The sequence below is a fragment of the Pseudomonas sp. LY-1 genome, from assembly GCF_053502595.1.
Genome location: NZ_CP094353.1, coordinates 3884989 through 3896885, shown reverse-complemented (window position 1 = coordinate 3896885; position 11897 = coordinate 3884989). Strand labels below are relative to the sequence as shown.

Here is an 11897-nt window from a genome sequence, read left to right as displayed (position 1 = left end):
CAACTACCTTATCGGCTATTGGTTTCATGCGTAGGCTTAACACCATCTAATTCGCACCGCTGATCTTATTTGGAGCTTACCCATGAAACTGTTGCACATCGATTCCAGCATCCTCGGCGACAACTCGGCTTCGCGCCAGCTCAGTGCCGGCGTGGTCAAGGCCTGGCAAGCGGCCGAGCCGGGTGTGGAAGTGACTTACCGTGACCTGGCCAGCGAAGGCATCAACCACTTCTCCGGCGCCACCCTGGCTGCGCTGGGCACGCCGACCGAACTGCGCGATGCCGCGCAGCAGCACGAAGCCGACCTCAGCGCGTCGACCCTGGCTGAGTTCCTCGCCGCCGACGCCGTGGTGCTGGGCGCGCCGATGTACAACTTCACCATCCCGTCCCAGCTCAAGGCCTGGATCGACCGCATTGCAGTGGCCGGCCAGACCTTCCGTTACACCGAAGCCGGCCCGGAAGGCCTGTGCGGCAACAAGAAAGTCATCATCGTCTCCACGTCCGGCGGCCTGCATGTTGGCCAGGCAACCGGCGTGGCCCACGAGGAATACTTGAAAGTCATGCTGGGCTTCCTCGGCATCACCGACATCGAATTCGTCCGCGCCCAGGGCCTGGCGTATGGCGATGAGTTCCGCAGCAAGTCCCTGAGCGACGCCAACGTTGTCATCAACGAACAATTGTTCGCCGCCGCGTAAGGCTTGTGTAAAATTCGCTGTTGCTCGGTTTCAATCTGAAGCCGGGCGCCTAAACTCTGTATTCTGCTCGCCTGAACGCGACCGGAGTACGGAGTTTTTTCGTTGGCCCGCTGTCTTTACTTTGGCCCAGGTTATGCACGCATGGGTTTATCACTCGGTGCGAGTACCTTGAACCATGGACATCTTGAATAGACATGCCGGTTATCGCGCAGCAAAGGTGGACATCCTCATGATGCGTCTTTGTGCTGTTTTGGTTCTTTCCCTGCTTGGCGGCCTGGTTTCAGTGCACGCCGCGCCTGCGCCGCACCCGCATTGGAGTGTGGGCTTCCACCGCATGAGTTTTCTCGACCCGCTGGATCTGCAGCCGATGAATGCCATCGCGTTCTATCCGTCCACCGACGTTGAGCACACCACCCGGGTGGGTGGATATCACGTGGCCGCCACGGAAGATTCGAAGATCGCTATCGGCCGTTTCCCGATGCTGATGCTGTCCCACGGCAACACAGGAACGCCGCTGGCCCTGCATGACCTGGCGACCTCCCTGGCGCGCAAGGGCTTTGTAGTCGTGGCGGTGCTGCACCCTGGCGACAACTACAAGGATCACAGCCGCCTGGGCACGTTGAGCAACCTGTATGGGCGGCCGATCCAGATTTCCGAAGCGATCACCGCGACCCTGGGCGACTCGATGCTGTCACCGTTCGTCAACGTCGACCAAGTGGGTGTCATCGGCTACTCGGCCGGTGGCGAAACCGCGTTGATCCTGGCGGGCGCCAAGCCCGATTTCGACCGCCTGCGCCGCTATTGCCAGGAGCGTCCGGAAGACCGCGACGCCTGCACCACCAAAGGCGAGCTGGTGGTGGACCGTGATGACTTGCAGCCACAAGCCGACCCACGCATTCACGCGTTGATGTTGATGGCACCGCTGAGCTTGATGTTCGGCCGCCACACCCTGGCCGACGTCCATGTGCCGGTGCTGCTCTATAGCGGTGATGGCGACAAGCTGGTGGCGGTGGACAAGAACGCCGCCGCCCTGGCGCGCAAGCTGCCCGAACCGCCGGACTTCAAATTGCTGGCCGGGGCCGGGCATTTCGTGTTCATGGCGCCCTGCGACAGCGATCAACTGGCGCTGATGCCGGCGATCTGCACCGATGCCGATGGCGTCGACCGCGAAGGCATTCACCGCGATCTGACCTCCGAAGCCGGGCGCTTTTTCGCTCACACCCTCGGGCGATCCACCCGTGCCGGCCTGCAGACGGCGGATCAGTAAGCGCGACGTTTGAGCAGCAAAGTCACGCCCAAGGCGCTGAGCGACAGCAGTGCGGCGCAGAAGAAGATCCAGCCGTAGCCGAGGTTCAACGCCACCGCCCCCATCAAGGGCCCGGCAATCGCCAGGGCCAGGTCGAAAAACACGGCGTAGGCACTCAGCCCCGCGCCACGGCTGCTGTTGGGCACCTGCTTGATCGCTTCCACGCCCAGCGCCGGGTACACCAGCGACAAACCGAAGCCGGTCATCCCTGCACCGATCAATGCCACGCCGGTAGACGGCGCGAGCCACAACAGCGTCAGGCCCAGGGTCTCGATGATCATGCACCCAATCGCCGCGCGGAAGCCGCCAAAGCGGCTGATGGCCGAGATAAACACCAGGCGCGAAACGATGAAACACACGCCAAATACCGTCAGGCAATAGGCCGCGCCAGCCCAGCCGCGATTGAGGTAATACAGGGTGATAAAGGTGGTCAGGGTGCCGTAGCCGATGGACGCCAGGCACAGGCTGGCGCCAAACGGGGCGATACGCCCGAACACCGCCCAGAACGGCAGGCGCTCGCCGCGGACCACCGGCACGGACGGTTTATTGCGGATCAGCACCAAGCCCAGCGCCGCCAGCACCGACAGGGCGATGCCAAGGCTGTTGTAGCCGTATTCGGCGACCATTACCACGCCCAGCGGCGCGCCAATCGCGATGGCGCCGTAGGACGCAATGCCGTTCCAGGAAATCGAGCGCCCCGTATGCTCGGCGCCGACCTGGCCCATGCACCAACTGATGGTGCCCACGCCAATCAGGCCCTGGGCCACGCCGAGCAACAAACGAGCGACGATCAGGATGCCCAGGCTCAACAGCGGCAGGCTTTGCAGCAGTGTTGCCAGCAGCGTCAGCCCGCCGCTGGCCAGGATGCCGCCCAGGCCGAGCACGATTGCACGTTTGGTGCCCACGCTATCGGACATGCGCCCGGCCATGGGGCGGCTGAGCAGGGTGGCGAGGTATTGCGAACCGATGGTCAGCCCGGCCACCACCGCACTGAAACCCAATTGCTCGTGTACGTAGCCTGGGATCACCGCGATCGGCAGGCCGATGCAGATAAAGGCAATAAAGGTGTAGAAGACGATCGAGACGATCTGCAGGGTGATCGACAGTGAACTCGGGGCGGCAGCAGACATGAGCACTCGTTCGCGGGCGGGCGGTGAGGGCATCATCGCAAGGGCTCGGGGGAAAAGAAAGCACCCTAACTATCAACCCGGCTGACCGACAGATACAAAAAGCCCCGTCGCAGTGGACGGGGCTTTTTCTTGTCGCTAACAGCTGCTCGCGGTGCTTAGAAGACCACGCCTTGGCTGCGCAGGTAGTCGTCATAGGTGCCGCTGAAGTCGATCACGCCGTTGGCGCTCAACTCGATGATGCGGGTGGCCAGGGACGATACGAACTCACGGTCGTGGCTGACGAAGATCAGCGTGCCCGGGTAGTTTTCCAGTGCCAGGTTCAGCGCTTCGATGGATTCCATGTCCAAGTGGTTGGTCGGTTCGTCCATGATCAGCACGTTCGGCTTTTGCAGGATCAGCTTGCCGAACAGCATGCGGCCTTGTTCGCCACCGGAGATGACCTTGACCGACTTGAGGATCTCGTCGTTGGAAAACAGCATGCGCCCCAGGGTGCCGCGGATCACTTGCTCGCCCTGTGTCCACTGGCCCATCCAGTCGAACAGGCTCATGTCGTCTTCGAAGTCGTGGGCGTGGTCCTGGGCGTAGTAGCCCAGTTCGGCGGCGTCGGTCCACTTGATGCTGCCGGCATCCGGCGTCAGTTCGTTGACCAGGGTGCGCAGCAGGGTGGTCTTGCCGATACCGTTCGGGCCGATGATTGCCACGCGCTCGCCGGCTTCAACCTGAAAGCTGAAGTCCTTGAACAGCGGCTTGCCGTCGAAGCCTTTGGCCATGCGATCGACGATGACCGCCTGGCGGTGCAGCTTTTTGGTTTGTTCGAAACGGATGAACGGGCTCACACGGCTCGAAGGCTTGACCTCGGCCAGCTGGATCTTGTCGATCGCCTTGGCACGGGAAGTGGCCTGCTTGGCTTTCGAGGCGTTGGCCGAGAAGCGGCTGACGAAGGATTGCAGTTCGGAGATCTGCGCTTTTTTCTTGGCGTTGTCCGACAGCAGTTGCTCGCGGGACTGGGTCGCCACGGTCATGTACTCGTCGTAGTTGCCCGGGAACAGGCGCAACTCGCCGTAGTCCAGGTCAGCCATGTGGGTACATACGCTGTTCAGGAAGTGACGGTCGTGAGAGATGATGATCATCAGGCTGGAGCGCTGGGTCAGGATGTTTTCCAGCCAGCGGATGGTGTTGATGTCCAAGTGGTTGGTCGGTTCGTCGAGCAACAGCACTTCAGGGTCGGAGAACAGCGCCTGGGCCAGCAATACGCGCAGTTTCCAGCCGGGGGACACTTCGCTCATCGGGCCGAAGTGCTGTTCCAGGGGAATACCCAGGCCCAGCAGCAGTTCACCGGCGCGGGATTCGGCGGTGTAGCCGTCCATCTCGGCGAACTCGGTTTCCAGCTCGGCCACGGCCATGCCGTCGTCTTCGCTCATTTCCGGCAGCGAGTAGATGCGATCGCGCTCGGCCTTGACCTTCCACAGTTCTTCGTGACCCATGATCACGGTGTCGAGCACGGTGAATTCTTCGTAGGCGAACTGGTCCTGGCGCAGTTTACCCAGGCGCACATTCGGTTCCAGCATGACCTGGCCGCCGGACGGGTCCAGGTCGCCACCGAGGATTTTCATGAAGGTCGACTTGCCGCAACCGTTGGCACCGATCAAACCATAACGGTTACCGGCGCCGAATTTGACCGAGACATTCTCGAAGAGCGGCTTGGCGCCGAACTGCATGGTGATGTTAGCTGTGGAGATCAATTACTTTACCTATCAATAGCTTAGGGTGCGCTTATTTGAGCTGGGACCAATTTGGGACCAATCTGGAGCTCTTCCGATTCGCTCCAGTCCGAGCTTGGGTTGATCCAACGCGCATAAGTCGAGAGCAGCATCTGCGCACGATGGCCGAGCTGCTGGGAAATGAAGGCGGGGTTCATGCCAGACATACTGCATATTGTCGCATAGGTGTGACGACAGTTGTATGGCGGTCGACGACGGATGTTCAACACTTTCGGTGTTGGAACCCACTACGGTGCAGGTCGGTCGTCTGCTTCACGCACTCCGAGTGCGTCGGTGGCGAGAAAATCAACGGCATTTTCAAGTCGGATAAAAGGTCCAGTCGGAGTCGCAACTTTTTGGGCAGAGCGAAACGCGTACCGCTCAGTTGCTGCCGCATAAGTGAATCCCCGTTTAACCACACGTAGTCGATCGAGCAGAGTCGTATGGCTAAGGAAAACAGCCGTCTAAACCAGCGACTTTTGAATTTGATGATCAAATGTCTCTAGAAAGTCGTGCATGCTGAGTTCTCCGAGATCTACGGTTTTAGCGCCGCCGGCCGCGATAAAGGTTATGTCAGTGATACCCAGGACGTTCAGGATCAGTTTCAAATAGTGGGTCGCAATGTCACGGTCTTTAATCGGCGAGTCGTCGGTATATACACCTCCCGAGGCGAGCAGCACTGTTGCTTTTTTACCGGTCACCAGTCCTTTGCCATCAACGCCCAGGGTCAGGCCTTTACGCACCACATGATCGACCCAGGCCTTGAGTGCCGCAGGGACGTTATAGTTGTAGACGGGTGTTGAAATAACCAAGTGATCGGTTTCCAGCAACTCGGCCGCAAGTTCATCGGATAGTTGCAACACCGCTTTCATTTCAGGCGAATGTTGGGGGGCGGGGGTGAAGTAAGCCTGTAACCAGGGGGCTGTCACGAAGGTCAGCGGGGTGTCCGTTAGATCCCATATTTAGGCAACGCAGGCCGATGGTTGTTGAATGACCTGACCCGTCGTCTGTGCCTGTGAGGGTACGAAGATGACCGAGGTCGGCGGTTTGGTGACCTGGGCCGGGAGATAAGTTCGGCCGCAGGCGAGGGTTTCATCTGACGGGCAATTGGCTTATTTTCCGTAGCTCACTGTAACCGACTTTCTGGAGACGCAATGGACATGCCCTCAGCCCAGCAGGCGATTGCCAGCAACAAGGACGCCTGGGACGAATCCGCCCAACTGCACAAAGACACGGACACCTGGAGGGCGCTGCTGGCCTCGGTCGCCGAACCGGGTTTTTCGTGCCTGGACCCGACTCTCACCGCCTTGTTGCAAGATGTCGGTGTTGCCGGCAAAGACGTGGTGCAACTGTGTTGCAACAACGGCCGCGAAAGCTTGTCGTTATTCGGCCTGGGCGCACGCACGGTCGTCGGCGTGGACCAATCCCGTGCCTTTCTCGATCAGGCTCGGGAACTGGCGGCACTCTCACCCTACAGCCCGGAATTCATCGAAACCGAGATCCACCATTTGCCCGAGCGCTTGCACGCACGCTTCGATATCGCCCTGGTGACCATCGGCGTATTGGGCTGGATGCCGGATGTGGCGCGGTTCATGCGCCAGGTCGCCACAACGCTGAAGCCCGGCGGCACCCTGGTGATGTACGAAACCCACCCGTTCCTGGAAGTGTTCGACCCGCTGGCAGCCAATCCGCTGCTGCCTGCCAGTTCGTACTTCCAGCGTGAGCCTTTTGTGCTGCAAGAGTCGATCGTCTATGAAGGGCAGAGCGCGGTCGCGGGGCCGACGTCCTACTGGTTTGTACACACGCTGGGCAGTGTGGTCAGCGCAGCGATTGCGGCGCGGTTGCAGATCGCTCATCTGCAAGAATACCCGCATTCAAATCGCGAAGAACTCTACGACCAGTACGAGGATCAGACGGCCCAGTTGCCGCTGTGTTTTACCCTGACGGCGACCAAGCGCCTGCCCTGAGCTGTTTTGCGCGTAAAAAAAGCCCGCCGGGGGAGGCGGGCTAAGGGATTCACTGGAGTAGGTAGGCTTCACCCTATAGACCGGAAGGTGAATGCTTTGTGAAAATCCCGTCGCAAGTTCAGATGGGCGCGGGGCTCAGGATCGACGCACGAATGTACGCATTGTCTGCCCGGGGCCGGTGCTGAATACACACGGTCGCGGCATGCCTTCATCCGCCGCGATGAATACGAACTCGTCTCCTTCCAGGCGGTAGCTGGCCGGCAGCAGCTTGCCCGCGTCATCACCCATGGCATCGATCCAGGTGATGCTTTTGGGATGGGTGGTGCTGTCCAGGAAGAATCGGCCGGCCAGTAGTCGTTTGCCATCAACGGTGAGCACTTCAAAGTGGTCGTCGGTAATGGTGGTGATTGCACCGGGGGCGCTGTGGGCGTCGGGCGGGTTGAGCACGCCGCTGTCTTCGAGCGAGACCTGCTGCCATTCGCCCTGCAGGGCTTGGTAGTCCGAGTCGGAAATGGATGTCATACAAATTCCTTTTTGTTGGAGTTCATAGGCTGAATAGGCCGACTGAACCGTAAGACGGGCGCTTTTCCCGGCGTGAGCGCAAGGATGATCAGCCGCTGCCGTAACGTTTAATGCGAAAGGGCTTGTCCCATGACAAGCCCCCGTGCCCCCTCCAATTACAATCAGTGGACAGCTTTTCACAATTCTTAGTTAACCTTTAGTTACAAATTGTGGCTAAATATCGGGCGATGGTTATGAACCGAAGGGCTATCCGCCGGTCGTGCCGCCTGTATGTGAATTGTGATTTCATGTGCTGCTATCCAACCTCGGCCGTCGTGGGCCCGCAGGAGCAGCCTGTTTTCTCCTGACTTGTGACGAAATCCATTGAAACTCATTATTGTTTTCCTCTACGTTGCCTCTATTGCGTATGTCCACCTGCGTGGCCGGGTTCGGCATAAACTGAGACGCCAGCTCAGCGATCACTCTACGTTCCTGGCGCCGATCAACTGCTTTCTCTACCTGTTCTCCAAGCTACCCAGCCGACCGTATCTCTCACCCAGTGACTTCCCGGACCTGAGCCCACTGCAGGAGCATTGGGAAGAAATCCGCCAGGAAGCCCATACCCTGATGCAGGCGGGCGCGATCAAGCGTTCGGACCAATACGACGACGTTGGTTTCAACTCGTTCTTCAAGTCGGGTTGGAAGCGCTTCTACCTGAAATGGTATGGCGACAGCCACCCCTCGGCGATGAAGCTGTGCCCGCGCACCACCGAGTTGCTGCAGAGCATCGGCTCGGTCAAGGCCGCGATGTTCGCCGAGTTGCCGCCGGGCTCCAAGCTGGTGCGCCACCGCGACCCTTACGCCGGTTCCTATCGCTACCACTTGGGCCTGGATACCCCCAACGATCCGGGGTGCTACATCAATGTGGACGGCGAGAACTACTCCTGGCGCGACGGCGAACCGGTGATGTTCGACGAGACCTATATCCACTACGCAGAAAACGCCACCCAGAAGAACCGCATCATTCTGTTCTGTGACGTCGAGCGGCCGATGAAGTACCGCTGGGCGGCCGCGTTCAACCGCTGGTTCAGCCGCACGGTGATGGCCGCCGCCGGCGCGCCGAACGACGCGGGCGACAAGACCGGCGGGCTGAACCGTGCGTTTAGCCGCTTGTACAAAATCCGCCTGCGCGGCAAGGAACTCAAGAAGCGTAACCGCACGCGCTACTACCTGGAAAAGTGGGCGATCTTCGCGGTGCTTGCGCTGATCTTCATCCTGATCTGAACCTCGACGTGGCGCGACTCACTGCGGTGGCGTCGCGCCCAACGTGTCCCACATCTGTTTGCTGAGCCTCTGCCTGTTGGCATAACCCGCCCACGGGTCGCCCTTCAAACCCTGCAACCGCTGTTGCAGGTTGGCGACCGTCCACTGCTGGGCGCCGCGCAACCCCTTCAACTCCTCGCGACTGACTGGCACCGACACCGGCAGGCCGGGGCGTGCGCGCACTGAATAGGCCGCCACCGTACTGGCACCGCGCGCGTTACGCAGGTAATCGATGAAGATCTTGCCCTGTCGATTCTTCGGCCCGGAGGTGGCGGTGAAGCGTTCCGGCAGGCGTTGGGTCATGAACTGGGCGATCGCTTTGGCGAAGGCTTTCACGGTGGCCCAATCATCGCGGCGCGCCAGCGGGATCATCAGGTGCAGGCCTTTGCCGCCGCTGGTCTTGACGAAGGCTTGCAGGCCCAACTCGTCGAGCACCGACAAGGTCAACTGCGCCGCCTCCAGCATGGCTTTCCACGGCAGGGCCGGATCGGGGTCGAGGTCGAGGACGAACAGGTCCGGAGTTTCGATCTTGTCCGAGGTGGCACCCCAGGTGTGCAGTTCGACGGTACCCATCTGCACCGCACCGATCAGGGCGGCGAGGCTGTCGATCTGCATCAGGCGCGCATGGTCAGGGTCCAGGCGCTGGTCCAGTTGCTTGATATGGGGAATCGCCAGGTGCTCCGAGTGCTTCTGGAAAAATTGCTCGCCGTCGATGCCCTCCGGCGCCCTCAGCAAGGAAACGGGGCGGTGACGCAGGAAGGGCAGCAGCCATTCGCTGATGCTCTGGTAAAACTGCGCCAGTTGCAGCTTGCGGGTGCCGCTGGCGAGATCGATGACGCGCTCGGCATGGGTGATCTGCACACCGGCGAGGGTGACCGACGCGGCGGTCTTTTGCGGCGCAGGCGTGGGCCTGGCGTTCCCCACGCAGGCACCGCTGAGCACGCTTTGCGGCTGGGCTTCGGTGATGTCGTAGTCGCTGGCCGGGCGGGCGTGCCGGTCATTTTCCTTGATCAGCAGCCACCGTTCCTTGTCGCTGCTGCCTTTGAGGTGGGTGCGTACCAAGGCCCAATCGCCTGAGAGTTTTTCGCCGGCCAGGGTGAATTCCAGTTTGCCGGCGGCGTAGGCGGTTTGTGGATCGTCGTGGGGGTGCCAAATGCCACGGTCCCAGACGATCACATCGCCGGCGCCGTATTGGCCGGCCGGAATGCTGCCTTCGAAACTGCCGTAGCTCAAAGGGTGGTCTTCGACTTGCACCGCCAGGCGTTTCTGGCTGGGGTCGAGGCTGGGGCCCTTGGGCACCGCCCAGCTCTTGAGCACGCCATCGAGCTCAAGGCGCAAATCGTAGTGCAGATTGCGTGCGTCGTGCTTCTGGATCACGAACGTCAGCGCCGATGCATTGCGCTGCGCGCCCGATGCGGCGCCGGAAGGTTCGGCGGTGATCTTGAAGTCGCGTTTGCGGTTGTATTCGCTCAGGGGCTTTGCCATATCGTGCTCCCTATCTTGGTCGGCTCAAGAGGCCTTTTCGCTGGCTTTTTACACACCTGGCATCCGTGCGATCGCTGGCGTGGAAGTTGCGGTGCGCGGATGCTCGGACAGAACGTGTTACATCTAATGAGAAACTATTTAGTTACCAAAGGCGAACCCAAAGCGTAGCGTGGTATCGAAAGCACGTACTCCTCGTCCCAAGAGGCTTTGTCATGATCACCTGTGTTCGACACCTTGCAGCATTGGCGCTAGGCCTGGCGCTTTGCGCCAGTGCCCAGGCGCAAAACCTGCCCGGCAGCAATGACGCCAACAATAGCCCGATCCACCGGGCCAATCCCAACAGTATGCAGGGCACCCAGCCCAATGCGCCGGCGATTCGCGGCATCCAGACCGGGCCGACCACGCGCACGCCGACCCTGGAAAACGGCGGCATCGGCAATCGCTATCCGCAACGCCAGGCTGCGCCTAGCCGCCCGGCGACGGAAACCAAAGCCCCCACGGTTGACGCCAACGGCAATCGCCGGCCTTGAGCGCCGGTAAGGACCCCGTCTTATGTCTCTACGCAAAACCCTGCTTGCCGCGTGTTGCGCAAGCGCCTTATTGCCGCTGACAACGCTGTATGCCGCCGAAGCCCAGCAGTTTCCCAGCGAACAAGGCAGCATCAGCGCCACGCCGATCGCCAAAGGCCTGGATCATCCGTGGGCCGTGGCGTTTTTACCGGACAAACAGGGCTACCTCGTCACCGAGCGTCCCGGCCACCTGCGGGTCGTCAGCCCGGATGGCAAATTGTCGGCGCCGCTGACCGGCGTGCCTGAGGTCTGGGCCAAGGGCCAGGGTGGTTTGCTCGATGTGGTGCTGTCGCCGGACTTCAAACAGGACCGCCTGGTGTACCTGTCATATGCCGAAGGCGGCGGCAAGGGCGGCACAGCCGGCACTGCGGTCGGTCGCGGGCGGTTGGCGGATGACCTGAGCGGTTTGCGCGACTTCAAGGTGATCCTGCGCCAGGAGCCCAAGCTCTCCACCGGCAATCATTTCGGCTCGCGCCTGGCCTTTGATCGCGACGGCTACCTGTTCGTCACCCTGGGTGAAAACAACGACCGACCCACCGCCCAGGACCTGGACAAGCTGCAAGGCAAGGTGGTGCGGATCTACCCGGACGGCCGCGTGCCGGATGACAACCCCTTTGTCGGGCAGCCGGGCGTGCGCCCCGAAATCTGGTCCTACGGCCAGCGCAATCCGCAGGGGCTGGCGTTGAACCCGTGGAACGGCACGCTCTGGGAAAACGAGCACGGGCCGCGTGGCGGAGATGAAATCAACATCATCGAACGCGGCAAGAACTACGGCTGGCCCATGGCGACTCATGGCATCAACTATTCGCTGACACCGATCCCCGAGGCCAAGGGCAAGGTGGTGGACGGTACTGTGGCGCCGCACCATGTGTGGGAGAAATCCCCGGCGATCAGTGGCATGGCATTCTACGATGCCGACCGTTTCCAGGCATGGCAGCACAATCTGTTCATTGGCGCACTGGCCAGCCGGGAGCTGATTCGCCTGCAGTTCGACGGCGACAAGGCGATCCATGAAGAGCGCTTGCTCGGCGGCTTGAATGCGCGGATTCGCGACGTGCGGCAAGGGCCGGATGGCTTTTTGTATGTATTGACCGATGAGGATGATGGGGTGTTGTACCGAGTGGGTCTGAACCAGGATTGAGCAATAAGCCGCAAGCTTCAC

11 protein-coding genes and 1 pseudogene are annotated in these 11897 nt (G+C 60.7%); 6 read left to right on the top strand and 6 right to left on the bottom strand.

Going from position 1 to position 11897, the window contains the following annotated elements:
- Positions 1-82 precede the first annotated feature (82 nt).
- Positions 83-694, top strand: a complete 612-nt coding sequence (locus MOQ67_RS17735; RefSeq protein WP_198717699.1) for an FMN-dependent NADH-azoreductase — start codon at positions 83-85, stop codon at positions 692-694.
- 229 nt (positions 695-923) lie between these two features.
- Positions 924-1961, top strand: a complete 1038-nt coding sequence (locus MOQ67_RS17730; RefSeq protein ID WP_198717700.1) for an alpha/beta hydrolase family protein — start codon at positions 924-926, stop codon at positions 1959-1961.
- Here the strand turns inward: MOQ67_RS17730 and MOQ67_RS17725 are convergent.
- The 4 genes and pseudogenes from MOQ67_RS17725 to MOQ67_RS17710 all read right to left on the bottom strand — a co-directional run bounded on the left by MOQ67_RS17725 (position 1955) and on the right by MOQ67_RS17710 (position 5852).
- Positions 1955-3130: an MFS transporter gene (locus tag MOQ67_RS17725; protein WP_198717701.1), complete on the bottom strand. Its 1176-nt coding sequence runs from the start codon at positions 3128-3130 to the stop codon at positions 1955-1957. The genes MOQ67_RS17730 and MOQ67_RS17725 overlap by 7 nt on opposite strands.
- Positions 3131-3285: 155 nt before the next feature.
- Positions 3286-4872, bottom strand: coding sequence for an ABC-F family ATPase (locus MOQ67_RS17720; protein ID WP_026140064.1), 1587 nt, complete (start codon positions 4870-4872; stop codon positions 3286-3288).
- Between the two features lie 20 nt (positions 4873-4892).
- A pseudogene (locus tag MOQ67_RS17715) lies at positions 4893-5209 on the bottom strand (site-specific integrase); the annotation flags it as partial.
- A gap of 145 nt (positions 5210-5354) precedes the next feature.
- Entirely contained in the window at positions 5355-5852 is a 498-nt protein-coding gene (locus MOQ67_RS17710; RefSeq protein WP_198717706.1) for an FMN-dependent NADH-azoreductase, read from the bottom strand.
- Positions 5853-6044: 192 nt separating this feature from the next.
- Between MOQ67_RS17710 and MOQ67_RS17705 the strand changes: the two genes are divergently transcribed.
- Positions 6045-6857, top strand: coding sequence for a class I SAM-dependent methyltransferase (locus MOQ67_RS17705; RefSeq protein WP_198717702.1), 813 nt, complete (start codon positions 6045-6047; stop codon positions 6855-6857).
- A 135-nt stretch (positions 6858-6992) separates the two neighbouring features.
- On the opposite strand, the gene MOQ67_RS17700 is transcribed toward MOQ67_RS17705, so the two are convergent.
- Positions 6993-7379, bottom strand: coding sequence for a TIGR03067 domain-containing protein (locus MOQ67_RS17700; RefSeq protein ID WP_198717703.1), 387 nt, complete (start codon positions 7377-7379; stop codon positions 6993-6995).
- 363 nt (positions 7380-7742) lie between these two features.
- Here MOQ67_RS17700 and lpxO point away from each other — a divergent pair, with 363 nt between their 5' ends.
- Complete coding sequence (gene lpxO / locus MOQ67_RS17695) at positions 7743-8642, top strand: lipid A hydroxylase LpxO (protein ID WP_017847265.1); 900 nt, start codon at positions 7743-7745, stop codon at positions 8640-8642.
- A gap of 18 nt (positions 8643-8660) precedes the next feature.
- Here lpxO and ligD read toward each other — a convergent pair whose 3' ends face one another.
- On the bottom strand, positions 8661-10166 hold the full coding sequence (gene ligD / locus MOQ67_RS17690; protein WP_198717704.1) for a DNA ligase D: 1506 nt from the start codon (positions 10164-10166) through the stop codon (positions 8661-8663).
- Between the two features lie 212 nt (positions 10167-10378).
- Here ligD and MOQ67_RS17685 point away from each other — a divergent pair, with 212 nt between their 5' ends.
- Positions 10379-10696 carry a hypothetical protein gene (locus MOQ67_RS17685; protein ID WP_017847267.1) on the top strand — a complete coding sequence of 106 codons (318 nt, stop codon included), beginning with the start codon at positions 10379-10381 and terminating at the stop codon, positions 10694-10696.
- A gap of 22 nt (positions 10697-10718) precedes the next feature.
- A complete protein-coding gene (locus MOQ67_RS17680) occupies positions 10719-11876 on the top strand; it encodes a PQQ-dependent sugar dehydrogenase (RefSeq protein WP_057005535.1) in 1158 nt (385 codons plus the stop codon).
- Positions 11877-11897: the final 21 nt, after the last annotated feature.